The sequence below is a fragment of the Devosia sp. RR2S18 genome (assembly GCF_030177755.1).
Lineage (GTDB): Bacteria > Pseudomonadota > Alphaproteobacteria > Rhizobiales > Devosiaceae > Devosia > Devosia rhizosphaerae.
In genome coordinates this window covers 3,691,944-3,718,003 of record NZ_CP126539.1, presented here as the reverse complement: position 1 = coordinate 3,718,003, position 26,060 = coordinate 3,691,944, and the positions used below count along the sequence as shown (strand labels likewise).

Below are 26,060 nucleotides of genomic sequence, written 5' to 3'. Positions count from 1 at the left end.
GTAAGTCGATGCTCGTAGCCCAGGTCAGACTAAGCGCGCCGGCCCGATACTGCGCGCCCGATGGCGATGAGAATACAGGCCCCGATAAAGCCTGCTATCAAATAGCCCAGCCAGCCACCGAAGGAGACACCGAGCAGTCCCAGAAGAATGCTGGCGATGATCGCGCCGACGATGCCAAGAATTATGTTCATGAAGACACCGGTGTTGGTGTTCATGACCTTGCCGGCCAACCAGCCGGCTATGCCACCAATGATGATCGCTGCGATAATGCCGACGCCATCAAATCCCATAAGACTTCCCTCCGAGTTGTAATCTGTAGCATTGCTATCTGCAGCGGTAACGCAACCGTGAATCAATTGGTTGCTCGCAGGGGCAAGGCCTGCTTCAGTCAAGCTGCCACTTGCAGGGACGCAATGCAATCTCAGGGCGGACGCTCAGGACGATGCTCGTGCCCGAGAATGCGCTTCTCGGATCACGAGCAGGGCGGCACTAACATCAATGGCGAGTGCTTAGGCTGCACCAGCCGGGGCACTCTCACCGGAAATCCCACAGCAAAGAAGCACCTGATCCTCACAGGAAGCCCTACAGCTTACCCCGCCCTATCCCGCTCCAGCACGTCCTCGACGTAGAAGTTGAGAACCAGCACGCGGAGCACCGCCAACAGAGGGGTCGCCAGGGCGACGCCGAGCTCTCCGAACAGAGCCCCCATGATCATCAGAAAAGCCAGGGAGTGCGCCGGCGGCAGATCGACGGCCCGTTGCTGGATGAGTGGTGTAAGGAGATAGCCCTCGATCCACTGGATCACCAAAAAGCCGCCCATGACGAACAAGAACGTGGTGTTGCCCTGCATCAGCGCTACCATGCCAACGGGAACGGCAGCCAGTATCGGACCAAGAAAGGGGATGAAATTAAGGAGCGCTGTTATGCCCGAAAGCGCGATGGCATTGGGAACCGAAAACACTGACAGGAGCGCAAAGACACTGACGCCGACGATCAGCATGGCCACCAACTGACCGACGAGCCACGCCTGCAATGCCCGCCCACCCTTGGTCAGAACCTCGGCCGCGCGGCTTCTTCGTTGGGGCGGCAAGAGGATGACCAAGCCTTTCAGATAGCCCGCGGGGCTGATTGCCAGGAACACGCCGAGCAGGAAAACCGAGAGGCCACTCATCGCCACGCCGGACACGGTCCATAGGGCATCTCCAGCCAGATCGATCATGGCGGCGTTGTCGGGCACCATTGCCTCGACCGGTTTGGTGTCTTCCAGTATGTCGAAGGGCAGATCCAACTCCTGGAGGGTGCGGCCGAGTTGCGTCGCCTGTTCGACGATGGCGCTCTCCAGCGCTCGAAACTCCCCCACGATGGTGGCGCCAGCCCAATAGGCGGCAGCTCCGAAGCCGGCCGCTGCCGCCAACACAACGAGGGCCAGTTTCCACGAACGGCCAATGCCCGTGGGTATTTGCGCAACGGCAGCGTCAAGGACCGCCGCGACAAGTATCCCGGCAAAGATCAACAGGATGATGTCGCCAAGTGTCCAGATCAGCACTCCGGCGGTGGCAACCACAAGGCTCAGGAGTATGGCTCTCCTGATCCCGGACTTCCATGATGAAGCTGCACCGGCAGCGTCGTGAGCGTCCCCCGCGCTCATGCGATGCCCTGCAGCAAGGCGGAGAAGGGATTGGGAAAGTGGCCCCAACGTTTCTTTGGTCTTTCGGGGTCGACCAGATCGGTTTCCGCGATGATCTCTTCTTCGGGTTTTAGGGGGCGTGCCTCGACCCGGCGCAGCCGACCTGCTCCGTTGAGGGCTTCGATCGCGGCAACCAGGGATTGTTGGTCTGAGATGGCCTTAGCCACCTCCCGCGTCGACAAGCCCAGGTGCTCGGCAAGCAAGCTGGCTCGAACATTGAGAATGCCGCGCCGCGTTGCTTCCTCGTCGGCGGCATGAGTGGCGTCGAGCAGTACGTCGCACTCGGTGTCGTAGCCCATGGAGCGGTTGTTGAGGTTGGCCGAGCCAATCTTGAGATAGCGAGAGTCTGCGACGAGCACCTTGGCGTGCACGTAGACCGGCGTGCCGCTCTCGTTGACGGGGAAATAGGCTCGGAACCTGTCGTGCAGGTCGGCCTTCCTCAGCAGGTGGAGAAGCCGGGATCGGGCGGAGTCCATGGCTTTCGCCTCTAGCCAGCCATCGGCGCTCTCGGGCATGATGACGACCACTTCGGGGCCGTCCGGCTCTTTCAATCTAGCGGCAAGGGCTTCTGCAATCTTACGGGAGGCCAGGTACTGGTTCTCGATATAAAGGCGCTCGTTTGCAGTTTCGATCAGCCGCAACGTTACCGCTTCGATCTCCGAAACTTGCGGGTATTCATCGAACGCGCCACTCGTCCGGGCAATTGCCAAGTCCACATCGGTGAACTGAACAGGGACAGTCGAGGGCCAGATCGGATCCACCTGGGGAGCCGCCGACAGCTGTTCGCCGGTGGCACGGAGCCATCGCTCCCGCGCTAGCTCCGCTAAATCGCGAACTACCTCGCCACTAATGCAGGTGGTGACATCATGCCAAGGCGGCAGGTGGCGACCCCAAGGCGAGCGTCGGTACGGATCGGATTCCTTGTGCGCCCAATTGTCCCAACGCCCCACAGTCATGTCGATCCCACCGCAAAATGCCAGGACGTCGTCGATCACCACCAGCTTCATGTGGTGCGCTGCCAAGGGGGGATGGGCACCGTCCAGCCGAAATTGGACGTTCTGGTGACCGAGCCAGTTTAGGAGGAAAAGGGGTGTCTCGCCGCGACCGAGTGAGCGAAGGGTGCCAATGTCCCATTTAAGGAGTCGGATTTCGAGTTCGGGCCGACGCTTGGGCAGCCAATTCAGAAAGTCGCCGATCTTGTCGGGTCCCTCAATCTGCTGTTCGTCCGGCTCAAGGTTGGTGCGCGCGTCGAAGTCCCACCCGATCAGCAAAATCGAGTGCTTGGCTTTCAGCATCGTTTCCTTAGCGGCCCGAAAATAGCCGCTGCCATCGACTACGGCCGACATGCGGTCCGCTCTGCTTCGGCGCCAGAACGTTGCTGGCGGTATCGCTTCTGGTGTTGCCAAGGTCTGCATCAATAGCAGCTCAGAAGATGAGCATCAGGAGCCCGACGACGACAATCAAGCCAATCAGGAAGATCACGCCGATCGTGCCACCTACAAACTTCAGCATATTTCCCTCTCCGTCCAAATAACCTGTCTCCGCCGCACCTGGCGGCAGAGCTTAGGCCCAGTGGCAACGGCATCCCAAGGTTAATCGTTCCCGAGTAATGGAGCTGGATTTGGGTTGGTTAAACATCTGTTTAGACACTAAATTGCGTGTAACTGAGGCGTTTTTTCGGATTGAGTGGCTTGTGCACCGCTACAGGCTGAAAATCTCCCTTGGCAGCATGGCGCCAGATCGAGCCTCATCACTTGCGGCAATATCCGCCGAACCCTCCTGAGTGCGGACGCGCTGGGCATTTTACCACGATCTCGCCATATCAGCCTTTTGCCAAGGTTTACATGATCGGCACTTTATCGAGTGCACTGCCACGTACGCGGGGTAACCAAGCAAGGCCTTAAACGAGCATAAGTGGTCATCGCTCCAGTATAGTCGTGACCGAACAAGGCGAAGCCGCTTATGGCAACACTAGTCATCCAAGGCTTGCTGAAAGGCTGTCCTGCACTGCCCGCGCACAATACTGAACTTTAGAATGGTTCTAACCTATTGTGAATATTATTGATTTTCCTCTTTACCTGATTTAGGGCTTCCCTATGAAAAAGACCGGACCTTCGGTCCAGAGTGACGGCAAAACGGTAGCTGCAGTCATTGCAGGGTAGCGAGCTCCTCCGCCACGCTCCAGGAAACACGCCGCGAATGACCGGAAGGAAATGACATGGCGGAACTTGCTTACCCGCTGGATGACCAGGCTGTTTCCAGGCGGCATCGCGATTTTGCCGCTTCGCGTTCCTCTCGGCTCGAGGCACGCGGTGTCTCGGCCGGCTATGATGCCGCGGTCGTCCTCAATGGCGTCGACCTCAAAATTCCCGACGGCCAGATAACGGCATTGGTGGGGCCCAATGGCTGTGGCAAGTCCACACTGCTCAAGGTGCTGGCTCGTATCCTCAAACCCAGCAGCGGCACCGCGGTTCTCGATGGCAAGGATGTCTTCACGGCCAAGACCCGCGACGTCGCGGCGCGATTGGGACTCTTGCCGCAGGGACCGGCAACGCCTGAAGGGCTGACCGTTCGAGAGCTGGTGTGCCAGGGTCGGTATCCGCATCAGTCGCTGCTCCGCCAGTGGACGCGCCTGGACGAAGCCGCCGTCAGCGAGGCCATGGCGACTGCCAATGTGACAGAGTTTGCCGACCGGCCGGTGGATAGCATCTCGGGCGGGCAGCGGCAGCGCTGCTGGATCGCCATGGTGCTGGCCCAGCAGACCGATCTCATCCTGCTCGATGAGCCAACCACCTTTCTGGATTTAAAGGTGCAGGTTGATCTGATGGATCTGCTGGTCCGGTTGGCTGCAGAGCAGGGCCGGACCCTCGTGGTCGTCCTGCATGAACTCAATCTCGCCGCCGCTTATGCCGATTATCTCGTCATGATGAAGAACGGCGCCATCGTCGCGCATGGCGACGTCTCCGAAGTGTTCACCTCCAAGCACCTCAAGCAGGTTTTCGATCTGGATGCAGCCGTCATCCATGATCCACTATCGGGACGACCGGTCTGCGTCCCGCACCTGCGCACCAGGTCGGCGGCGACTGCCGTACGGGCATGACCGACACGGCTGGGCAGTTGTCGGGCGTACCACGCCGGACCGGTGCGGCCGCCCCGGCGACCATCGGACTGGCGATGACCGCGCTCATCGTCCTCATGTTCAGCATCCACATCGCCGTGGGGGCTAAATACTTGCCCTTGCCGCTGGTGCTCGAGGCGCTCACGGCTCGCGACCCGACCGTCTTCGACCATATGATCGTTTGGGATCTGCGCTTGCCGCGTGCCGTGCTGGCGGTGGTCGTCGGCGCCGCGATTGCCGTTTCCGGCGCTCTCCTCCAAGGGGTAACCCGCAATCCTCTTGCCGATCCCGGCATATTGGGGCTCATGGCTGGCGCCTCGTTTGCGGTGGTGATGGCCACCAGCGTTTTCGGCATGTCCGCGCCGGCGCTCCTGCCGTTTATCGCTGCAGCTGGTGCATTGGGTGCCGCCGCGGTCGTCTATGGCATTGCCCTGCTGGCGCCGGGTGGGCCCACGCCGGTGACGCTGACGCTGTCGGGCGCGGCCGTTACGGTCTTTCTCAGCGCCTGGATATCGCTGGCCCACATCCTCAATGAGGATGGCTTTGATCAACTCCGGGTCTGGCTCACCGGGTCGTTGGCGGGACGCGACCTGTCATTGCTGGCCTATACCGGTCTGCCGCTGGCCCTTGGCATCATTGGTGCACTGTTGCTCTCGCGCCAGGTCACCGTGCTCGCGATGGGGGAAGAGGTCGCAACCGGTCTTGGCGTGCGCACGGGACGTTTGAAGGCCTTGCTTCTGGCCGTTGTTGTGGTGTTGACCGCCTGCGCCGTCACCCTGGCCGGCCCGCTGGGCTTCATCGGCTTGGTCATTCCCCATGTGGTGCGCCTCTTCGCCGGCTCGGACTACCGTCTCATCGTACCGTTCTCGGCCCTTGCCGGTGCCGCTTACCTGACGGGTGTGGACATTGTCGCCCGCATCGCACTCCAGCCCCAGGAAATTTCGACAGGGCTGGTGACGGCGATGCTCGGCTCGCCGCTTTTTGTGTTCCTGGTCTGGCAGAAGACACGATGAGCCGTTCGCATTCGCCACGGCAATATTGGGTCTGGCGCGCCTTCGACGAACAACTGGCCCTGCGGCTCCCGCGTCGCGCCTTGTTCTGCCTGGCCGGGTTGTTTCTGCTGCTGGCGACCATCTTCGCGATCAGCGTTCTCACGGGTTCCTATGGCGTCCCATGGGGGGATGTCTTCGCCACCTTGACCGGGGCGACCGTCACCACGGCCATCGACAACGTCGTCTGGGAGTTCCGGCTGCCTCGCATGCTGGTTGCGGCCATGGTCGGGGCAATGATGGCACTCTCTGGCGCTGCCTTGCAGAACGTGACCCGCAATGGGCTCGCGGACCCCTCCCTGGTGGGGGTAAGCCAGGGCGCGGCTCTTGCAGTGGTGTCTCTGGTCATTGCCTTTCCTGAGGTCTCGCCATCCCTGCGCCCGATATCGGCGTTTGCCGGCGCTATGGCGGCGGCAATCCTCGTGCAGTTCCTGTCGACGGGCGGCCGGCGTCACGGCAGTTCAATCCGTTTTATTCTGCTCGGGATCGGTGTGGCGGCCTTTATCAGTTCGATCACCACCGCCCTTCTCACCTATGGCGATATCCAGCGCGCCTCGGCGGCCCTGACCTGGATGGCCGGGTCAATCAACGCGGCGAGTTGGTCCGATGTCTGGCTGCTGGCGGGGGCGCTGCTGGTGCTCTTACCGGTCCTTTTGGGCATCAGCCGCCAGATTGCGGCTTTGCAGATGGGTGAAGATCTCGCCGTCGGTCTCGGTGCGCCGGTGCGGTTTGCCCGCTATGCGCTGATCACGCTGGCCGTGGCCATGGCGGCCATTGCCACGGCGGTGGTCGGGCCGCTGGCCTTTGTGGGCCTGATCGCCCCGCATGCCGCGCGGCGACTTGCCCATGCCGGCATCGGCCTCACCCTGATCATCACCGCCATGACCGGCGCCGTACTCGTCTCGGGCGCCGATCTGCTCGGTCGCGCTCTGTTTGCACCGCTCCAGATCCCCGCAGGTATTGTGACGGCGGTCATTGGCGTTCCCACCTTTGTTTACCTCTTGTGGGGGCAAGCCGCACACGGTCGTCGCTAGACCCCGGTCCTTTATTTTCAATGGCCTAGCATGACTACTTTGGAATGGTTTCAGCTATACTCTAGAACCATTCTAACCTATTGAAAATATGTTGAATTCTCTCCAGCTCGGCCGTAGTTTCCCGCCATAACCTCAATGCGGAACCTTGACCTCCGTTGATTGAAGGCGGCCGGTTGTCCGGCAGAGCAGGCGCTGGTGCGATGGCGCCATGCCGTGCCCTTCAGCAACGCGATCACAGTGTCCGGCGCCAAACGGATAGGCCCATGACCACCAGGATATTGCGCACCAACGTGCCCGCTGGACGCGTCTCACGCCGTAGCGCTCTCCTCGTCGCCGCTGTGGGGCTGTTCATGGCGAGCTTGGCCGTGCCTGCACTGGCCCTCGAATGCGAAGTGGGGCAGCGCGCTTTCACCCATGCCGGCGGGGAGACCTGCATTCCCGAGGATCCGCAACGCATTGTCAGCCTGCACGACCAGTCGGTGACGCTGACCCTGCTCGAAGTGGGGGCGCCGGTTGTCGGCTCGCATGGCCGGGTCGACGAGGAGGGGGCGCGATTCGCTTTCCCGCAGGGCATCGGGGCCACCTATGCCAAGACCCAGGGCTGGGACGGCATATTGAACGTCTATGCCGGCTATGGCGGTCTGACCAAGGTACTTCAAGATCTAGGATTTGAGCGCGTTCCCTTCGCCCAGGAGATGGTGGAGCGGGGGGTGGCTTGGGGTGAGGAGGTCAGCGCCGAAGTGCTGCCAGAGTTGCAGGCAGATTACATCTTTGACACCTATACCATCGCCTATGGCGATACCCTGGCGTCTCCTGCCGAGCGCATGGCAGAAGTACTGCCGAGCTGGTGCGATCTGCTGATGGCATGCTCGGAGGGCCGCTACATCGTGGTGGCGCGCGAATATGCCACCGGCTTCTCCTTTGCCCAGCTCAACATGGTTATCCAGCTGATCGTCACCCATGCGGCGCGCTCGCTAGCGCAGCCCGGCGCCTGAGGCAGGTGCTTGCCATGGAGGTATGGCGCTCACCTTTGCTATCGATCGTCGCGGCGCTGCCTGAGCCGGAGGACGCTTTCGCGCCACGTATCCAGGTTGGAAAGGCACCGGCCGGAACGTTCAGTCTGGCCGAATTGGCGGCTGGAGAGCACCTGGACGAACTGCTTGCGGCGGAAATGCAGTCTGTGTCGGGTGCCGATCACAAGCTGGCTGCAGCCTATCTCATAGGCCGACTGTCCTGGTCGTTGTCGAGCGTGCTTGCTGGGTTGGCGCTGCGAGGAGCATGGGCAGTTGAACTCACCGCTAGCGGCATCACCCCGCTCTCGCGCCAGGTGGCGTGGGAGGAAGATGGGGAGAGCGGCGTCTCCACCGTGGCCGACTTTGTGCTCGATCCCGATCTCCTCCGATTTTCAGAGGCTGACCAGCCAGGAAGCGACCGCCTCTTCCAGTCCGCGATCGAAACCCTTCTGGCTCCGATCGTCGACAGTCTTTATCGGCGATCGCACCTGCCGCGGAGTGCGTTGTGGCGCTTGGTCGGCGATGGGCTTGCCGCAGCTTTTCTGGCCCAGGGCAAGGCGCTTGGTTGTGCCGACCGGGCCATGTCGCTGGCGCTGGGCATGCTCCGTCGCAAGAGTACGCCGCTCTATTCCAAGCAGACTGGCTTCATCCAGATCACCGTTCCGGAACGCCCACAGCTCGCCGAGTGGTTCCGGGCGCGCGGCGGCTGCTGCCGCTACTACACCAGCGATGGCGGCGAATATTGCAGCACTTGCGTGCTGCGGGATGAGGATAGCCGAAACCAGCGCCTCGTCGACTACCTGCGCCGCACCCATGCCGAACAAGCCGCTTGATGCCAGGTCGGCCCTACCAAGTTTCTCAAGGAACTCACCATGAAACGCACCGTCACCGCAGTCTTGGCAGGGCTTGTTGCCACTGCAGCCCTCTCCGCTTCTGCACTCGCGCTCGACTGCGCCGAGGGACAGCGTCCAATTATCCACGCCGCGGGCGAAACCTGCATTCCCGAACAGCCGGAGCGGATTGTGGCGCCGCGCGGTGACAGCATCGCAACGCCGCTGATCGATCTTGGCGCCCCACTGGTAGGGGCGGGCTTCCAGTCTGGTGAGGACGGCCAGGTCTTTCTGCGCGGCGCATCCGATATCTTCGGCGCATCCTTTGTGGATGAACTTGGCCTGGCGACGGTGGGCAATCCCAACGAGCCCGATATCGAGGCCATTGCAGCCCTCGAACCCGACCTGATCATCCTCACGGACTATCAGCAGTCCATCTTCGACCAAGCGGCTCGCATCGCGCCTACCATCGTGGTCGAAGGCAATCTGCCCTTCTTAGAGCACCTCGCTTTCCTCGCGGACGCCGCAGGCATGCAGGGCGAATACGAAAGCCGCCTGGCTGCATACCGCGCCAAGATCGAAGACCTTCAGGCCACTTTGGGTGACGCGAGCGCTATAACCGTGTCGCGGCTGGACCTCTGGGAAGACGGGCTATGGTACTACCCCAATTGGGGCGCCATCGATCAGGTGATCAACGATGTCGGCTTTAGCCGCCCGCCCATCCAGGCAGAGGCTACCGAGAACATTTCCGCCCTCAGCTTCGAGCGCCTGCCGGAGTTCGATGCCGATGTGATCCTCTCCAGCCGCGCGCCGCGCTTCGGCCAAACCATCGCCATGCTGGAGGAGCAGTGGGACGCCGCAGCGCCCTTCTGGCGGCAGCTTCCGGGCGTCACCGCTGGCAACCACTATTGGTACGAACGCGATGTCTGGGTCGGCTACACATTCAAGTCCCTCGAAGCCGCAGCGGACGGTCTGCTGTTGCTGACCGCTGGGCGCTTCGACGGCGCCGAATAGAACTGACAACAAACCATCAATCTCTGCCGCCTCCCAATCGGATGAAAGCCATGAAACTTACTCGCACTCTTTTCAGTGTCGTCGGTGCGCTGCTGCTCACCATCAGCCCCATCTCAGCCCAGCAATTCCCACTGACGATCGAGCATAAATTCGGCACCTCCATCATTGAGGAAAAGCCGGAGCGCGTCGCCAGCCTCGATTACGCTGGCACCGATGATCTGCTGGCGCTTGGTGTCCAGCCTGTCACCATCCGGCATTGGTATGGTGATTATCCACGCTCCGTCTGGCCTTGGGCCGAACCGCTGCTGGAGGGTGAGCCGCCGATCCTGAGGGGTGACATCGATTTCGAGCAGGTCGCTGCGGCCGATCCTGATGTCATCATTGCCCTCTGGTCGGGGATCACTGCCGAGCAATACGACAAGCTCAGCCTGATCGCGCCAGTCGTGGCGGTGCCCGAAGGGGTGGGCGACTACGCGCTGCCCTGGGATGAGCGCGCCCTGATCGCCGGGCGTGCCATCGGCAAGCTGGAAGAAGCCGAAGCGCAGGTAGAGGCGATAACCGCCCGCCTTGCCGAGGCAGCGGCCAAGCACCCTGACTGGGCTGGCAAGACTGCTGTTGTCGCCCATGCGTGGGATGGTCCGGACCAGCCGGGCGTCTATACCGGCAAGGACGTGCGTGCACAGTTGCTCGAGCAGATGGGCTTTGTGACGCCCGAGGCGGTCAATGCGCTGGCGGGAGATGGCGATGTGTTCGTGGTCGACCTCTCGCCCGAAGATCTTTCCCCTCTCCAGGTCGATCTGCTTTTTTGGGTGACTACCGGTGCCTGGGACAACGTGCGCGACATGACGGGCCGGCCCTTCCTCTCCCCGGCTCTCGAGGGACGGGAGGTCTTCATGGGCCCTGAACTCACCGCTGCATTCTCCCATGCCTCGCTGCTCAGCCTGCCCTATGCGATTGATCGCATGGTCCCCATGATCGAGGCCGCCCTGGATGGCGATCCCCAGACCCATGCGGATGAGCGCCCGGAGGACTTGTGAGCGCCCACCGCTTCTGCCGCGATGTCTGCCTTGAGCGGGGTGAACCGCTCGAGGGGACCGGCAACACCCCGACCCGGCTGCTGATGCTGGCTTGGCCCCGCGGCAAATGGCGGACGCCACGTTGGGAGTCCATCGGCATGAGCCCCGCGCTGGCGGGTGCCGTGCAGGACGCGATGGATGCCGGCGTTCATGTCGCCCTTGTCGACAGAACCGGGGACAGTGACAGCCTGGCGCAGCTGCACGCGCTGCCCGAGAGCATCTACGCCGATTTCGCCGACGAGACAGACTTGGTGGAGGCCATCCGCGCCTACACCGGAGGCGACCTGTTTCAGGGTGCCCACGACCCGCGGACGACAATTCTTTGCTGCACGGACTCGCGGCGTGACGCCTGCTGTGCGCGCTACGGCTTTTCCACCTACAAGGCCCTGGCCGCCATCTCCGATCCGGCGCGGTTCCACATTGTCCAGGCCACCCATATCGGCGGCTGCCGCTTCGCCGCGTCCTTGATCGTCATGCCCCACCGCGCCCGCTATGGCCGCATGACGGCAGGACAGGCGGCGGCGTTCATCGATAGCCTCGAACGCAACGAGGTCTTCCTGCCGGCCTATAAGGGTCGTGCCGATCTGCCCGAACCCCTCCAAGTGGCAGAACTTGCCGCTCTACGATGGGCCGCGGCGCATCACTGCAACAGCGGCGAACTGAAACTAATCATGCCCGATTTGCCCGATGATCCGGAGGAGGGGCAGGAGCTCGCTTTCGCAGCCAGGCTCCCCGGCCGGACGCTCGAAATCCGTCTCCGCGCCGAGACATTCCACGTGCAGGGCAATTGCGGGATCCTCGCCCGCGATGGCGGTGAACCCATGCTGCGCTGGTGCCTCCAAGGTGTTGCCGAGGCTCCACTTTCCAACCAACTTCAAAAGGACATCTGAACATGATCAATCGCCTGCTCGGCGTCTGCCTTGGTTTCGCGCTTGTTATCTCGCCGAGCCTTGCCCAAGAGACGCGCACCCTCACCGACAGCACCGGCACCGAGGTCACCGTGCCGGCCGACCTGCAGCGCATCGTCTCGTTGCACGACACCTCCCTCACCGTGGCGCTCCTGGAACTCGGCCTTGTCCCCGTGGGCAGCCATGGGCGCACCGCTGAGGACGGCACCCCCTTCATCCGTTCGGGCGAACTGATCACCGGCTATGACTTTGCCAATTCCCAGATCGCCTTTGTCGGCAATCTGCCGGCGGACGTGGAAGCGATCGCCAAGCTCGAGCCCGACCTGATCCTCACCACCAGCTGGCAGACCGCCGATGTGAGCCAGCTCCGGGCCATCGCGCCCACCTATGTGTTTGATATCAGCACGGCCGGCGACTTCGAGATCTATGATCGCCTTGCCGAGGTGACCGGCGCCACCGATATTCTCGACAAGCTCAAGGCGCGTTATCAGGCGCAGCTGGACATGATCGGTCAACTCGTGACCCCCGAGGACATCACGGTCAGCGTCATCCAGGCTCATGGCGGCGAATTGCAGGTGTGGAACACCTATGGTTCGCTGGGCAAGGTTTTGCGCGATGCCGGTTTCACCTTTCCCGAGGCTATCAATGCCATCGAGGGGAATGAGCGCCAGATCTTCTCGGGTGAATCCTACCCCGAGCTTGATGCCGACTTCATCTTCGTGACGTATCGGCCCGGCGAGGGCGAGAGCCCGGCGACGGCACGGGCGGCGCTGGACGAGGTGCTACCGAACTGGTGTGCGGTACTGCATGCCTGTCGCGAGGGGCAAATCGTCTACCTGCCGCGCGAGATCGCATCTTCGGCCACCTACGACTCTCTCACCGTTCTGGCGCAGACCGTCGCGAGCCACATTGCCGGTCGGGATTTCGTCGCAACGGGGGATTGAGACCCCGCTGCAGCGCTAGCAACCCTTACTGCAACAGCCACTCATGCTCGGGCGCGTTGTGGAACTTCCACACGCGCTTGGGCCCGGCCATGACGTTGAGATAGTAAAGGTCATAGCCCGCGGTTGTCGCCACCGGATGATAGCCGTACGGCACCAGCGTCACGTCGCCATCCTCGATCACCAGCGCTTCGTCCAGGCTCCGGTCATCGGTATAGACCCGCTGCATGGCAAAGCCCTGCGGTGGGTTGAGCCGGTGGAAATAGGTCTCCTCCAGCTGGCTTTCATGAGGGAGGTTGTCCTTGTCATGCTTGTGCGGCGGATAGGAAGAGGTGTTGCCTTGGGGAGTAATCACCTCCACCACCAGCAGCGCATGGGCCGCGCCGTCATCTTCGGGCATGATGTTGTAGACATGCCGGACATTGGCGCCCTTGCCCCGGCTGATGCGGGGATGCGTGCCGGGCGAGATCGCCTTGGCCGGGTAGTCGCCGCCGCCCGGCGCCGAGCAGATGGCCAGCTCTAGCGCCGTCGTCGCCTCCACCTGCCAGGCGCTGCCCTGCGGCACATAAAGCGCCCAGGGCGCGCCCTCGAACGGGCTCATGCGCTCGCCCAGTTCGCCGAACTCCTCGCCATCGACGCTGAACCGGCCCTTGCCGGCCACCAGCACCAAGCACAGTTCGCGCTCGCCAGCCTTCCCGCCGGCCGCTTCCCCGGCGTCCAGTTTGTGTAGCGCAAAACCCACATGAGTCCAGCCGGCCGAGGCGGGCGTCACCTCATGAACGAGGCCTTTGTCCGCCTTGGGGCGCACGCGAAGCTTGGGAGTGCTGCTCATGGTCTGGTCCTTTGTGAACTATCCGGGAAAGCCCTGCGTCTCGACGGTGTAGCCCGCCGCATTCATCACACGCATGAGTTCCTGGTGCCCCACCTGTGCCATGCGCAGCGGCGGGTTCTTGCGCGGGTCCTGCTCTGCCTCCACGACAAACCAACCCTGGTAGCCCTGATCGGCAAGGCGCTGCACGATGGCGCCGAAATCCAGCGATCCGTCGCCCGGCACGGTAAAGGCACCGAGCGCCACCGCATCGAGGAAGGACTGCCGGGTGCGGTCGAGGCCGTTGATGACGTCCATGCGCACGTCCTTGACATGCACATGGTTGATCCGGGCGTGGTGCTTGTCGATGGCGCGCAGCACGTCGCCGCCGGCGAAGGCCAAATGTCCCGCGTCGAGCAGTAGCGGAATGCCAGGACCTGAATGACGCATAAAGGCGTCGAGTTCGGCTTCGGTCTCCACCACGGCGGCCATGTGGTGGTGATAGCTCAGCGGCATGCCCTGCTCGGCGCACCATTCACCGAACGCGGTAACCTTGCGGGCATAGGCCTGCATCTCCTCGTCGCCAAGCGTGGGCTTGCTCGATAACGGTTTGGACCGATCCCCTTGGATAGAGCGACCGACCTCGCCATAGACGATACAGGGCGCGTCGACGGCCTTGAAGAGCTCGATCATCGGCGCGATGCGGTCTTTGTTGGACGCAAGATCCTCGTCAACCAGCGTTCCGGAGAACCACCCTCCACACAGCGTCACATCCGCTTGCCTGAGGATCGGCAACATGACCTCGGGTGCCTTAGGGAAGCGCCGGCCCATTTCCATGCCGGTAAACCCGGCCGACCGGGATTGCCGGAGGCATTCCTCGAGGGAAACATCGTCGCTGAGTTCGGCTAGGTCGTCGTTCCACCAGGCAATGGGCGACATGCCCAGTTTTGCTTTCAGCATGGCTGCCATTCTCCTCGTCCCGCTAGGTCCGCTGCGCCTTGCGCGCAGACTCATATTCCGTGCGCGCTGCATTGACCTGCTGCCGTTCGCTCACCTCGGGCACCGCCACGTCCCACCAGTGCCCGCCAGCTTCTGTCGTCGCGAGCGGGTCGGTGTCGATAACGATCACCGTCGTCCGCTCCGCGCCTTCCGTCTCCGCCAGTGCTGCTTCGAGTTCGGCAAGCGAGCCGACCTTGCGCGCCTGGGCTCCCATCGCGGCGGCATGGGCGGCAAAGTCGATGCCGGGCAGGGCGACGTGGTGCGTGTCCTTGAGCAGATTGTTGAAATTGGCGCCGCCGGTGGCCATCTGCAGCCGGTTGATGCAGCCATAGCCGGCATTGTCGAGCAGCACCACGGTGATCGGGGCGCCCAACATGATGGTGCTGACGAGCTCGGAATTGAGCATCATATAGCTTCCATCGCCCACCATCACGACCACGTCGTCTTGGGGACGGGCGAGTTTGACGCCCAAGCCACCGGCGATCTCGTAGCCCATGGTGGAAAAGCCGTATTCAAGGTGGTAGCTGCCCGGCGCATCGGCCTGCCAGAGCTTGTGCAACTCGCCCGGTAGTCCGCCGGCCGCGCAGACGAGGGTGGCCTTGGGTCGGGCACGCTGCACCGCGCCGATCACCTGTGCATCCGATGGCAATTCGGCATTGGTGGCGGCGGTCGCCGCGTCGGCTGCGCCCAGCCAGTCGTGCTTGCCCCGCTCCGCCGCTGCGGTCCAGCTTGCCTCCACCGTCCAGCCGGTCAGCGCCGCATCCAGCGCTTCGAGGCCCACCCGCGCATCGGCCACGAGCGGCAAACCGTTGTGCTTGTGCGCATCGAAGGGCTGCACGTTGAGACCGACAATGGTCAGGGCTTCGTTCTTGAACAGCGCCCAGGATCCGGTGGTAAAATCCTGCAGCCGCGTGCCGACCGCAAGCACAAGGTCCGCCTGTTCGGCAAGTTCGTTTGATGCCGAAGAGCCGGTCACGCCCACGCTGCCCATATTGAGCCGGTGTGCATGCGGCAGCGCGCTCTTGCCCGCCTGGGTCTCCATCACCGGAATCCCGTGGGTTTCGGCAAAGGCGATCAGGCTGTCACTGGCTTCCGAGTAAAGCACTCCGCCGCCGGCGATGATCACCGGCTTCTTGGACAGTTTCAGCGCCGCTGCCGCGGCTGCGAACTCGTCGGCATCGGGCATCATCCGGCGCGGCACCCACACCTTTTCGGCAAAAAAGCTCTCGGGGTAGTCATAGGCTTCCGCCTGCACATCCTGGCACAGCGACAGGGTCACCGGCCCGCATTCGGCCGGATCAGTCAGCACCTGCATGGCTCGGCGCAGGGCCGGCATGATCTGTTCGGGCCGGGTAATCCGGTCGAAATAGCGGCTGACGGGCTTAAACACATCATTGGCCGAGACAGTGCCATCGCCCCAATCCTCCACCTGCTGCAGCACCGGGTCGGGCAGCCGGTTGGCAAAGACATCGCCCGGCAGCAGCAGCACTGGCAAGCGATTGACATGAGCCAGCGCGGCAGCAGTCACCATGTTGAGCGCGCCCGGCCCGATCGAGCTGGTACAGGCCATGAACCGGCGGCGAAAACTCGCCTTGGCATAGGCAATAGCCGCATGGGCCATGCCCTGCTCGTTCTGGCCGCGATAGGTCGGCAGCTGGTCCTTGACGGCGTACAGCGCCTCGCCGACGCCAGCCACATTGCCATGTCCGAAAATGGCGAACACACCGCCGAAGATTGGCACGGTCTCGCCGGCCACCACGGTCTTTTGCGCAACCATGAAGCGGGCGACAGCTTGCGCCATGGTCAGTCGAATCGTTGTTGCAGTCATGGCCTCGTTCCCGCGTGTGAGGGGCATTCTATCAGGTGTCGCCAGCTTAGAACGGCCGGCTTTGGCATGGAAAGAGCGCCCGCCTCAGGCGGCAGCGCTGGCTTCGAGACGCTCCCAAACTTGCACCAGCGCACCGAAGCGGCCTGCCATATCGGCAACCGCCTCTTCATCACGGATTTCGCCGGCCAGCCACTTTCGGGCAGCGTCCGCAAAAATGGTGCGCCCCACCGCAAAGCCTCTGACATTGTGCGAGGACCGGGCAATCTCAAAGGCGGCTTCGAGCTCGCGCTGTGGTGCATCGAGCCCAAGCAAGACCACGCCCCGGCAAAAGGGGTCCCGAGCATCGATCACTGCATCGATGGCCGACCAGGCGGCAGGGCTCGCCTGCGCCTCGAGCTTCCACCAATCGGGCTTGATGCCCTGATCATAGACCTCCGCGAGCGCGCGCGCGACGGTGTCGTCGCCCACTGCGCCGTGCTTGCTGGCGATGATCTCGATCAGGATATCCCGCCCGATCTTGCGCGCGGCTTCATAGGCAGAACGCAGCTTGGCGATCTGTGTCTGCTTCAAGTCACTGGGGTCCCCGGGATGGTAGAAGCACAGCACCTTGATGCAATGGTCGACCGGCCATTCAATCAACCGCGATCCCAGATCCTGGCTGAACTCGAACTGCAAGGGCCGCGAGCCCGGCAGCTCAATAGGCTTGCCGATCCAAAAAGCCTGAACGCCGGGAAGCGCGAACAGCGCCTCGCGTCCATATTTGTCGTCGAGCAGCATGCCGAAGCCCGGCCGCCCGGCCGCCACCTGCAACGCGGCTTCAACAGCCAGTTTCTTGAAGGCCGGGATGCGCGCCACGGCGCCAGGATCGCCCTGCGCCATCTCTTCGAGCTGGCTGCGATGGTCGATCGCCAGCGCCATGAGCTTGGGAATATCGCGCCGGCGATTGGTTGCCCAGTGGATGTGGTTGAGCTCGGCATCGCGCCGGAGCGCCCGTTCTGAACTGCCATGCTCGAGAAAGTGGCTGAGTTCGGTCCAGCTCGGATATTCCGGCGCACACAGAAGCCGCGACACGGCAAAGGCGCCGCAGGCATTTGCCCAGGTCGCCGCTGTTTCGAGCGGCTCCCCGGTCAGCCAACCCCGCAGGAAGCCCGACATGAAGGCGTCGCCGGCCCCCAGCACATTATAGACCTCGATAGGAAAGCCGGCCCCTACGATGCCCTGCTCCAGATCGTCGGGAATGGGCCCTTCATAAACGATGCAGCCCATCGCGCCGCGCTTGAGGACGATGGTGGCATCCGTGCGAGACCGGATTGCCCGGAGTGCTGACTGCAAATCCGATTGCCCCGAGGCAATTAGCACTTCTTCTTCCGTCCCAACAACTAGGTCGCAGTCGGCCAGTACCGCCTGGTATTTCTCCGAAACGAGGTCGGATGCCACATAGCGCTCGAAGCCAGCCTCGTGCCCCGCCAGCCCCCAAAGGTTGGGACGGTAGTCAATATCGAACGCCACCTTTGCCCCATGGGCCTTGGCAAGCCGGATCGCCTTCTTCTGCGCCGCCTCGCTATTCGGCCGGGAAAAGTGCGTGCCGGTAACGACGATGGCGCGGGCCGCGGCGATCAGATCCTCGTCGATGTCGCTCTCGTCGAGCGCCATATCAGCGCAATCGGTGCGATGGAAGATCATCGGCGAGACGCCTTCTGCCTCCACCGCTAGCAGCACCAGGGCGGTCAGCCGTTGCGGGTCTGTTTGGACGCCGGCCGTCTCCACCCCTTCGCGCGCCAATTGCTCGCGGATGAAGCGCCCCATCTGCTCATTGCCGACGCGGGTGATCAGTGCGGACTTAAGACCCAGGCGCGCCGTGCCCACTGCAATATTGGCCGGGCAGCCACCCACCGATTTGGCGAAGCTGCCGATGTCTTCGAGCCGCGAGCCGATCTGCTGGCCGTATAAATCAACCGAAGAGCGGCCGATTGTAACGACATCGAGCCGCTTCTGCACATCAGTCCGTTGTGGATTTCCCACGGCTTGGTTCCTCATCCGCGCTGGGCCAGGTCAGCGTCAATGAAACTCAGGTTCCCCGCCTTCGTCAACATGGAATAACTGTTCTGCCGAGCTAGAGGCGCCGGCGCTGCTCCGCAATGCTGACCGTCAGCGCCATGGCAAAGGCCATGCTGGCCGACAGCGACCGGAACCCGGCATGGTCGGCCTCGACCACCTCGAACCATTCGGTGGAGCATTCCGCCAGCGGCGAAAACGCCGAATCGGTCAGCGAAATCACCGGCACACCCCGCGCCGCCATGGCGCGCGCCTGCACCGCACTTTCCGAGGCATAGGGCGAGAAGCTCACCGCGAAGGCGGCATCTTTGCCAGTCGCCATTGCAAGCAGGTCATCGTCGATACCCGCCGAGGTGCCCACCAGCTGGTAGGGCACTTTGAGCTTGCCAAAGGCATAGGCCATGTAGCTGCTGATGGGATAGGAGCGGCGCTTGGCGATCAGATAGATCGTGCTGGCCCCAGCCAACAGCCTCACCGCACGCTCGAAAGCCTCGGGATCCACTGCCGCACCCAACGCGTCGAGCGAGCGGTGCCCCGCCCCGATGAAGCCATTAAGAATAGCCGTGCTTTCGGCCAGCTCGCCGCCCTGTTCCAGATAGCGCAGCCGCTCCTCATAAGAAGAGGTGCGCTCCCGCAGCCGCGCCCGGAACAGCGCCTGGAGGCTCGAAAATCCGTCCATCTCAAAATGCTGGGCAAAGCGCACCAGCGTGGAGGGCTGCACCCCGGCGGCCGCCGCAATGCTGGCCGCGGTGCCAAAGGCGATTTCGTCGGGATTGTCCAAGGCATAGGCGGCAATCTGCGCCAGCCGCTTGGGCAAATCCCCCTTGCGTTCCAGAATGGCCGACCGCAACTGGTCGAAGTCCGCTGGCGGTTGCATTGTACTGATCGTTTCGGCCATGGCTCTCTCGTCTCTTCCGCCACCATAGTCGCGCTCGCGCAGAAAACACCATCCAAATTCCCCCGAACTGGACTAAGCGTTACGCGCGATTTCTCCGGAGCCGCCCATGCCCGCCTATCTTTTCCTCGCCATCGCCGTCGTCTGCGAGGTCGTCGCCACCACGGCACTCAAGGCGTCGGAAGGATTCACCCGGCTCGTGCCCTCGCTGGTGGTTGTGATCGGCTATAGCATCGCCTTCTACTTCCTCTCACTCACGCTCAAGACCATCCCCACGGGCGTTGCCTATGCGCTGTGGTCCGGCTTCGGCATCATCCTGGTCTCGCTGATTTCGTTCCTGCTGTACCGCCAGGCGCTCGATCTGCCTGCTGTCATCGGGATCGGTCTTATTTTGGCCGGTGTCCTGGTGATCAATCTATTTTCGCAGAGCTCGGCTCACTAGATAGCAACTTTCTCTCCGCGTGGCCCTCGTCTGCAGCATGACCAAGCCCAAGTGATAGTCGCCGGCAGCGCCGCTACAAAGAAGCTCTGCCGCTAGTCACCGGATGGTCTCCAGGCAGATTGTCTGTTCTGCTGCGCTTCAGCAGCGGATCTGCCTGTGAGCTGCTGTGTAAACAGACACATCTTCCCTCGACTTCACGCGCGCTGTCCGCAACCCTTGCTGCCCGTCAAGTTCAGCGTGAGGGCATACAAAACAATCCCGCTTTCCAACCTCTTTGTCAGTGCTGCCGAAGCGCTCAGCTTTCTGTTCTCACAACCGGCGGCAAATTGGCCAAGCAGCACCTCGAGCGGTGCCGCGGGGCTTCATGGAAGCGGACTCCAAGCAAAACGCACAACACACCAAGGGAAGGGAAATCATGCACATGATTGCTCGTAAGAATGTCGCAACGGTGCTGGCGGCTGTCACTGCCGCCGCTCTAGCCTCCACCGCCGTTGAGGCTGCGACGCTGCAGGAAATCCAGGATTCGGGCACCATCCGGATCGCGGTCGCCAACGAGATCCCCTATGGCTATATTGACCCCAACGGGGAAGCCATGGGCGCGGGTCCAGATGTGGCCAAGCACATCATGGAAGAGCTCGGCATCGAGAACATCGAGTGGGTCTCCACCGAATTCTCCAGCCTGATCCCCGGCCTGCGTGCCGATCGCTTCGACATGGTCGCCGCCGAGATGGCTATCCTGCCCCAGCGTTGCGAGCAGGTCATCTATTCGGAGCCCAACACTTCATATGGTGAAGGCCTGCTGGTGCCCTCTGGCAATCCCAACGACATCAACGCTTATAGCGATTTTGCCGAAGGCGATCTGACCGTTGCCATCATGGCCGGTGCCGACCAGCTCGAAATGCTGCAGGCGCTGGGCGTGCCCGAAGGCAATATGGTGACCATCTCGTCCAATGCCGATGCGATCTCGACCGTTTCGACCGGCCGCGCCGACGCCTATGCCGCGACGGGTCTCACCGCCACTGAACTGGCCAACCGGAGCGACGACGTTGAAGTTGCATCCGGCTTCGAGGATCCGGTCGTCGATGGTGAGGAAGTACGCTCCTGGGGTGGCTTCACCTTTGCTCAGGGTTCCGAAGACCTGCGCGATGCGGTCAACGAAGTTCTGACCGAGTACAAGCAGACCGATGAATGGAGGGAGACGCTCACCGGCTATGGCTTCACCGAAGCTGACGTCGAAGGCTCCACCGCTCGCACCACTGAAGAGCTGTGCTCGGCTGACTAAAGCCTCCTCATAGATCCTGGATGGGGCGGAGTTCGCCCCATCCTCCCCCCGCGAGTTCGGCGCTGCCGCGCCCGCCAACCGGCTACATGATGCACTGGACCGAGTATCTTAATCCACTTCTGCAAGGCGCCTGGGTTACCGTCCAGCTGACCTTCTATTCCACTATTCTAGGGGCAGTCCTCGCCTTTGCTGCCGGGCTTGGGAAGACCTCGCCCAACATGGTGCTGCGCACCATTTCCATTGTCTATATCGAGGTATTCCGCGGCACCTCGCTCTTGGTGCAGCTCTTCTGGCTCTATTTCGCGCTGCCACTGCTCGGTCAGGCCATCGGAGTTGATCTCCGCCTGCCGCCGGTGCTCGCAGGCGTGCTCGCGCTCTCGCTCAATATCGGCGCCTACGGGGCCGAAGTGGTTCGTGGCGCCATCCAGTCGGTCACCAAGGATCAGTACGAGGCGGCCAAGGCGCTCAACTTCACGCAGCGCCAGACGCTCTGGTCAGTGAGCCTGCCCCAGGCCATTCCCGAGATGATGCCGCCCTTTGGTAATCTGGCCGTGCAGAACCTCAAGGATACGGCTCTCGTCTCGCTGATCAGCCTCTCGGACCTGGCGTTCCGCGCCGAGCAGCTCCGCAACTTCACGCAGGACTCCACCACCATCTACACCATGGTTCTCCTGATGTATTTCGGCATGGCCCTCGTGCTGACCGCGGCTATGAAGGCGCTCGAGCGCTATGTCGGCCGCTGGCGCGCGGCCAAGGCATGAGGAGTTAGCCATGCTTTTCGGAATCGAATGGGACACCTCCAGCAATCTGGCCTATGCCGTCTCCATCCTGCCCATCCTGTTGATCGGCATGTGGGTGACCATCCAGGCGACGGTGCTCGGGTTCTTTATCGCGTTGGTTCTCGGTCTGGTCCTGGCCGTCCTAAAGGCTGCGCCGCTCAAGATCATCAGCTGGCCGGCCAAGCTCATCACCGAGTTCATCCGCGACACGCCGCTGCTGATCCAGCTGTTCTTCCTCTATTACGTGCTGCCCGAATACGGGCTCGTCTTCCCGGCCTTCCTGACCGGCGCTTTGGCGCTCGGCATTCAGTACAGCGCCTACACGTCCGAGGTGTATCGAGCCGGCATCGAGGCCATCAAGAAGGGCCAGCATGAGGCCGCGCGGGCGCTCAACTTCACCACCCTGCACACCTTTACCCACGTGGTGCTGCCGCAGGCGGTGCCCCGCATCGTGCCGGCCATGGGCAATTACCTCGTTTCGATCATGAAGGACGTGCCGGTGCTCTCGGTGGTCACGGTGCTCGAGATGCTCAACGTGGCCCAGATTATCGGCGACCGCACCTTCAACTATCTCATTCCGCTGTCCATGGTCGGCGGGCTCTATCTCATCATGACGCTGGTGGCCTCGAGCGGCGTGCGACTACTCGACAACGCCTTGCCCCAGAGAGGCATTCCCCTGAAATGAACGACCCGATCATCAAATTCGACAACGTCGTGAAGCGCTTTGGCGACGTGACCGTGCTCGACCACCTCAACTTCGACGTCCAGCAGGGCGAAAAGGTCACCATCATCGGCCCCTCCGGCTCGGGCAAGTCGACCGTGCTGCGCATCTTGATGACTCTGGAGAACGTCACCGAAGGGCGTGTCTTCGTCGAAGGCGAGCCGCTTTGGCATGAGGAGAGGGACGGCGAACTGGTATCGGCCAGCGAGGCACATCTACGTCGCATGCGCGTCAGGCTCGGCATGGTGTTCCAGCAGTTTAACCTCTTTCCGCACATGACGGTCCTGCGCAACATCACCGAAGCACCGGTCAAGGTGCTCAAGATGCCTAAGGCCGAGGCGGCAACGCGCGCCGAGGAATTGCTTGAAATGGTGGGACTGGCCGACCAGGCCAAGAAGTACCCGCATCAGCTCTCGGGCGGCCAGCAGCAGCGGGTCGGTATCGCCCGCGCCCTGGCGATGCGGCCCAAGATCATGCTCTTCGACGAGCCGACCTCTGCACTTGATCCCGAACTGGTGGGAGAGGTGCTCAACGTCATCGGCACTCTGGCTTCCGAACATGATCTCACCATGCTGCTGGTGACCCACGAGATGCGGTTCGCCCGCGAAGTTTCGGACCGAGTGTGCTTCTTTGATCAAGGCCGGATCAAGGAAGAAGGCGTGCCCGAGCAATTGTTCACCGATCCGAAGGAGGAGCGCACCCGCGAGTTCCTGCGAGCCGTCCTCGACAGCTAAGGAACGGCTGTCTCCCTATTTTGTCGGCGCGGATGCCTAGGCTTCTGCGCGGCTTTGTGCGTCTTGATCTAGACGCCTTGGCCGCCACAGCCTTATGGTGCCGCGCCAATAGGGAGAATAAGCCCCGCGTGAGTGCACCGCGAACCGACGGCATCAAGCTCGATGACCGCGACATCAAGATTCTTTCTATTCTCCAGCGCGAGGGACGCATCCCCAAGGCGGCTCTGGCTGCGCGCGTCAACCTGTCGCCCACCCCATGCTGGGAGCGGCTGCGGCGGCTTGAGGCCGCCGGTATCATCCAGAGCTACCAGGCTCAGGTATCCTTGAAGGCGTTCGGTCCAGTTACCGTCGTGTTCGTCCAGATTGAACTCGATAGCCACCGGCAGGAGGACCTAGCCCGCTTCGAGGCTTACGTCGGCGACGTCACCGAAATCGTCGAATGCTGGGCGGTCGGCGGTGGGCTCGACTATGTCTGCAAGATGATCGTGCCCCACCTTGAAGACTACCAGAACCTGATCGAGACGATGCTGGCACATGATATCGGCATCAAGCGCTACTATTCCTATGTCGTTACCAATCACGTCAAATGCGAGCCGGTCCCTGTCGAGCTTTTGGCCAGCCGCGGCGCCTGAAAGGGCGTTGAAATCCTTCCGATGCAAAGCTCCATGAGCGCGGCTGCCTATAGCCACTCTAAGCAGGGTTTCTATGTGCGCCAGATATGCTAGCTCCTGCCGCAGATCTTGTGGGACCTCCGACATGCTGAATATCTATGTTTGCAGCGATGACCAGTTGACCAAGGTGGCCGAGTGGGCCGCTTCGGAAGAGGGCCCGGTACCGGTGTGGATCGACCTCATCAATCCCACTCCGGCGGAAGACAAGCAGATCGAGGATTGGTTGGGTATCGCCATCCCCACCCGGGCCGAAATGGAAGAGATCGAGCTCTCCGCCCGTCTCTACAACGAGGACGGCGCCGAGTTCATGACCATGACGGCGCTGACCGATCTTAGTACCGACCAGCCGCTGCGCACACCCGTCACCTTTATCCTCAAGAACCAGGTACTGGTGACGGTCCGCTACGCCGATCCCCGGCCGTTCTCCGCCTATATGCTGCGCGCTCAGCGGCGGCAGGCAGGCATGTCGGCAACGGGCGAGCAGGTGATGTTGGGCCTGCTTGAAGCCATGACCGACCGGACCGCAGATGCCCTGGAGAAGGTAGGCAGCGATGTCGATGCGCTGGCACGCACAGTCTTTCAGAACAAGGCGACCAAAGTCAGCAAAAAGACGCGCGACCTCAATGCTGTCATCACTCAGATCGGTAGTCGTGCCGAACTGCTTATCATGATCCAAGACAGTCTGGTGAGTATCAGCCGACTTACCGCCTACCACGCGGCCTTGGCACCAGCACCGAAACGGGCCCGCAAGGACGGTCCTCAGATGATTAAGCTGATCCAGCGCGACGCCCTGTCACTGGGCGACCACGCCAAGTCGCTCAGCAGCCGCCTCGATTTCTTGCTCAACGCCACCCTGGGTGTGATCAATCTGGAGCAGAACCAGATCATCAAGATCTTCTCGGTCGCAGCCGTCGTCTTTCTGCCGCCGACCCTGGTGGCCTCCATCTACGGCATGAACTTCACCTTCATGCCCGAACTGGGATGGACCTTCGGCTACCCCTGGGCGATCCTGCTCATGATCATCTCGGCAGTCGTTCCCTTCCTCTTCTTCAAGCGCCGCGGCTGGCTCTAGTCGAGGCTGCGCCAAAGCAACGGTCCAAAACCCGCGAAATCAGTTACGCGGCAACTTGGGTGCCGCTTTTTGTCGTTCAGACTCCGTTCATCTTTGTGGTTCGGTTGATTGCAAAGGCAAAATTCCCGAGCAGAGTTTCCTAGCTAAACTGCTGGAACAGCGGCGGATTAACGTCGTTGCTCCTGCAGGCCGACCGCGGGGGTCGGCGCAATTAGGAGAGCCAGGATGTTCTTTAGAACCAACCAGTTCCAGTATAATGCACGCCCAGAGAAGCCAGATCCGGTCTATGCCAACAAGCTCCAGGAAGTCCTCGGCGGGCAGTGGGGCGAAATCAGCGTTATGATGACGTACCTCTTTCAGGGCTGGAATTGTCGCGCTCCCGCGAAATACAGGGACATGATCCTCGATATTGGTACCGAGGAAATCGCGCACGTCGAAATGCTTGCCACCATGATTGCCCGCCTCCTCGAAAGCTCCCCCGTGGAAGCTCGCGAAGATGCCGCGAAAAACTCCGTCGTTGGCGCTGTCATGGGCGGCGCTCGCGTCGAGGATGTGATCGTTGCCGGCATGAACCCTCAGCATGCAATCGTTACTGGCGGCGGCGCCACCCCCACCGATAGCGTCGGTTTTCCGTGGACGTCTCGCTACACCGTTGCTTCGGGCAATCTGCTCGCGGACTTCCGCTTCAACGTAACGGCGGAGTCCCAGGGTCGCCTCCAAGTCACCCGCCTCTACGAAATGACCGATGACCCGGGCATCCGGGATATGCTGTCCTTCCTGATCGCGCGCGATACGATGCACCAGAACCAGTGGTTGGCAGCCATCAAAGAACTCGAGGAAGACGGGCTCGACAAGACCCCGGCGCCGATGAGCTTCCCCCAGGACAAGGAGATGTCCGAGGTCGCCTATCAGTTCTGGAACTGCTCGGAAGGCACTGAGAGCGCCCAGGGTCGCTGGGCAAAGGGTCCGACCCCTGATGGCAAGGGCCAGTTTGAGTACCTCTCCAATCCCAAGCCGCTGGGCGAAACCGTCACCGAACTGCCAGAAGCCGATCCGCGCCTGCACGGCACACCCAAAAAGCCGATGCCGCCGGTTTCGAGCTAA

26 protein-coding genes are annotated in these 26,060 nt (G+C 62.1%); 17 read left to right on the top strand and 9 right to left on the bottom strand.

Going from position 1 to position 26,060, the window contains the following annotated elements; genetic code table 11:
* Nucleotides 1-29: 29 nt before the first annotated feature.
* The 4 genes from QOV41_RS18410 to QOV41_RS19905 form a co-directional block, all read right to left on the bottom strand.
* Entirely contained in the window at nucleotides 30-290 is a 261-nt protein-coding gene (locus QOV41_RS18410; RefSeq protein ID WP_284578352.1) for a GlsB/YeaQ/YmgE family stress response membrane protein, read from the bottom strand.
* Between the two features lie 299 nt (nucleotides 291-589).
* A complete protein-coding gene (locus QOV41_RS18405) occupies nucleotides 590-1,648 on the bottom strand; it encodes an AI-2E family transporter (protein ID WP_284578351.1) in 1,059 nt (352 codons plus the stop codon).
* Nucleotides 1,645-3,033, bottom strand: a complete 1,389-nt coding sequence (locus QOV41_RS18400; protein ID WP_284578350.1) for a phospholipase D-like domain-containing protein — start codon at nucleotides 3,031-3,033, stop codon at nucleotides 1,645-1,647. The genes QOV41_RS18405 and QOV41_RS18400 overlap by 4 nt, the downstream gene beginning before the upstream one ends.
* Before the next feature lie 79 nt (nucleotides 3,034-3,112).
* The gene (locus tag QOV41_RS19905; protein ID WP_463054426.1) at nucleotides 3,113-3,217 is read right to left on the bottom strand and encodes a small membrane protein YohP; all 105 of its coding nucleotides are present in this window, start codon (nucleotides 3,215-3,217) and stop codon (nucleotides 3,113-3,115) included.
* 688 nt (nucleotides 3,218-3,905) lie between these two features.
* Here QOV41_RS19905 and QOV41_RS18395 point away from each other — a divergent pair.
* The 9 genes from QOV41_RS18395 to QOV41_RS18355 all read left to right on the top strand — a co-directional run bounded on the left by QOV41_RS18395 (nucleotide 3,906) and on the right by QOV41_RS18355 (nucleotide 12,673).
* Entirely contained in the window at nucleotides 3,906-4,787 is an 882-nt protein-coding gene (locus QOV41_RS18395; RefSeq protein ID WP_284578348.1) for an ABC transporter ATP-binding protein, read from the top strand.
* The gene (locus QOV41_RS18390) at nucleotides 4,784-5,818 is read left to right on the top strand and encodes a FecCD family ABC transporter permease (RefSeq protein ID WP_284578347.1); all 1,035 of its coding nucleotides are present in this window, start codon (nucleotides 4,784-4,786) and stop codon (nucleotides 5,816-5,818) included. The genes QOV41_RS18395 and QOV41_RS18390 overlap by 4 nt, the downstream gene beginning before the upstream one ends.
* Nucleotides 5,815-6,888: a FecCD family ABC transporter permease gene (locus tag QOV41_RS18385; protein WP_284578345.1), complete on the top strand. Its 1,074-nt coding sequence runs from the start codon at nucleotides 5,815-5,817 to the stop codon at nucleotides 6,886-6,888. Before QOV41_RS18390 ends, QOV41_RS18385 begins: the two co-directional genes overlap by 4 nt.
* 263 nt (nucleotides 6,889-7,151) lie before the next feature.
* Nucleotides 7,152-7,883 carry a hypothetical protein gene (locus QOV41_RS18380; protein WP_284578343.1) on the top strand — a complete coding sequence of 244 codons (732 nt, stop codon included), beginning with the start codon at nucleotides 7,152-7,154 and terminating at the stop codon, nucleotides 7,881-7,883.
* A 14-nt stretch (nucleotides 7,884-7,897) separates the two neighbouring features.
* Nucleotides 7,898-8,734, top strand: a complete 837-nt coding sequence (locus tag QOV41_RS18375) for a (2Fe-2S)-binding protein (RefSeq protein ID WP_284578341.1) — start codon at nucleotides 7,898-7,900, stop codon at nucleotides 8,732-8,734.
* 39 nt (nucleotides 8,735-8,773) lie between these two features.
* On the top strand, nucleotides 8,774-9,745 hold the full coding sequence (locus QOV41_RS18370) for an ABC transporter substrate-binding protein (protein WP_284578339.1): 972 nt from the start codon (nucleotides 8,774-8,776) through the stop codon (nucleotides 9,743-9,745).
* 50 nt (nucleotides 9,746-9,795) lie between these two features.
* On the top strand, nucleotides 9,796-10,782 hold the full coding sequence (locus QOV41_RS18365) for an ABC transporter substrate-binding protein (RefSeq protein WP_284578337.1): 987 nt from the start codon (nucleotides 9,796-9,798) through the stop codon (nucleotides 10,780-10,782).
* Nucleotides 10,779-11,711 carry a sucrase ferredoxin gene (locus QOV41_RS18360; RefSeq protein WP_284578336.1) on the top strand — a complete coding sequence of 311 codons (933 nt, stop codon included), beginning with the start codon at nucleotides 10,779-10,781 and terminating at the stop codon, nucleotides 11,709-11,711. Before QOV41_RS18365 ends, QOV41_RS18360 begins: the two co-directional genes overlap by 4 nt.
* 2 nt (nucleotides 11,712-11,713) lie before the next feature.
* The gene (locus tag QOV41_RS18355) at nucleotides 11,714-12,673 is read left to right on the top strand and encodes an ABC transporter substrate-binding protein (protein WP_284578334.1); all 960 of its coding nucleotides are present in this window, start codon (nucleotides 11,714-11,716) and stop codon (nucleotides 12,671-12,673) included.
* 25 nt (nucleotides 12,674-12,698) lie between these two features.
* On the opposite strand, the gene iolB is transcribed toward QOV41_RS18355, so the two are convergent.
* From iolB to QOV41_RS18330, 5 genes are all read right to left on the bottom strand, one after another.
* Nucleotides 12,699-13,502, bottom strand: coding sequence for a 5-deoxy-glucuronate isomerase (gene iolB / locus QOV41_RS18350; protein ID WP_284578333.1), 804 nt, complete (start codon nucleotides 13,500-13,502; stop codon nucleotides 12,699-12,701).
* 18 nt (nucleotides 13,503-13,520) lie between these two features.
* Entirely contained in the window at nucleotides 13,521-14,435 is a 915-nt protein-coding gene (gene iolE / locus QOV41_RS18345; protein WP_284581374.1) for a myo-inosose-2 dehydratase, read from the bottom strand.
* A 25-nt stretch (nucleotides 14,436-14,460) separates the two neighbouring features.
* A complete protein-coding gene (gene iolD, locus QOV41_RS18340; RefSeq protein WP_284578331.1) occupies nucleotides 14,461-16,305 on the bottom strand; it encodes a 3D-(3,5/4)-trihydroxycyclohexane-1,2-dione acylhydrolase (decyclizing) in 1,845 nt (614 codons plus the stop codon).
* Between the two features lie 84 nt (nucleotides 16,306-16,389).
* Nucleotides 16,390-18,327, bottom strand: a complete 1,938-nt coding sequence (locus tag QOV41_RS18335; protein ID WP_284578330.1) for a bifunctional 5-dehydro-2-deoxygluconokinase/5-dehydro-2-deoxyphosphogluconate aldolase — start codon at nucleotides 18,325-18,327, stop codon at nucleotides 16,390-16,392.
* Nucleotides 18,328-18,418: 91 nt separating this feature from the next.
* Nucleotides 18,419-19,258, bottom strand: a complete 840-nt coding sequence (locus QOV41_RS18330) for a MurR/RpiR family transcriptional regulator (protein WP_284578328.1) — start codon at nucleotides 19,256-19,258, stop codon at nucleotides 18,419-18,421.
* Nucleotides 19,259-19,364: 106 nt separating this feature from the next.
* Here QOV41_RS18330 and QOV41_RS18325 point away from each other — a divergent pair, with 106 nt between their 5' ends.
* The 8 genes from QOV41_RS18325 (at nucleotide 19,365) to QOV41_RS18290 (ending at nucleotide 26,060) form a co-directional block, all read left to right on the top strand.
* Nucleotides 19,365-19,697 carry an SMR family transporter gene (locus QOV41_RS18325; RefSeq protein ID WP_284578326.1) on the top strand — a complete coding sequence of 111 codons (333 nt, stop codon included), beginning with the start codon at nucleotides 19,365-19,367 and terminating at the stop codon, nucleotides 19,695-19,697.
* A gap of 421 nt (nucleotides 19,698-20,118) precedes the next feature.
* The gene (gene ehuB / locus QOV41_RS18320; protein WP_284578325.1) at nucleotides 20,119-20,979 is read left to right on the top strand and encodes an ectoine/hydroxyectoine ABC transporter substrate-binding protein EhuB; all 861 of its coding nucleotides are present in this window, start codon (nucleotides 20,119-20,121) and stop codon (nucleotides 20,977-20,979) included.
* 89 nt (nucleotides 20,980-21,068) lie between these two features.
* The gene (ehuC, locus tag QOV41_RS18315; protein ID WP_284581372.1) at nucleotides 21,069-21,740 is read left to right on the top strand and encodes an ectoine/hydroxyectoine ABC transporter permease subunit EhuC; all 672 of its coding nucleotides are present in this window, start codon (nucleotides 21,069-21,071) and stop codon (nucleotides 21,738-21,740) included.
* A 10-nt stretch (nucleotides 21,741-21,750) separates the two neighbouring features.
* Nucleotides 21,751-22,443 (top strand): ectoine/hydroxyectoine ABC transporter permease subunit EhuD, encoded by a 693-nt coding sequence (gene ehuD / locus QOV41_RS18310; RefSeq protein ID WP_284578323.1) that lies wholly within the window; start codon nucleotides 21,751-21,753, stop codon nucleotides 22,441-22,443.
* The gene (ehuA, locus tag QOV41_RS18305; RefSeq protein WP_284578321.1) at nucleotides 22,440-23,213 is read left to right on the top strand and encodes an ectoine/hydroxyectoine ABC transporter ATP-binding protein EhuA; all 774 of its coding nucleotides are present in this window, start codon (nucleotides 22,440-22,442) and stop codon (nucleotides 23,211-23,213) included. The genes ehuD and ehuA overlap by 4 nt, the downstream gene beginning before the upstream one ends.
* A gap of 128 nt (nucleotides 23,214-23,341) precedes the next feature.
* Entirely contained in the window at nucleotides 23,342-23,845 is a 504-nt protein-coding gene (locus QOV41_RS18300; protein ID WP_284578320.1) for an Lrp/AsnC family transcriptional regulator, read from the top strand.
* A gap of 124 nt (nucleotides 23,846-23,969) precedes the next feature.
* Nucleotides 23,970-24,956, top strand: a complete 987-nt coding sequence (locus tag QOV41_RS18295) for a magnesium transporter CorA family protein (protein WP_284578318.1) — start codon at nucleotides 23,970-23,972, stop codon at nucleotides 24,954-24,956.
* A 225-nt stretch (nucleotides 24,957-25,181) separates the two neighbouring features.
* A complete protein-coding gene (locus tag QOV41_RS18290) occupies nucleotides 25,182-26,060 on the top strand; it encodes a manganese catalase (protein WP_284578317.1) in 879 nt (292 codons plus the stop codon).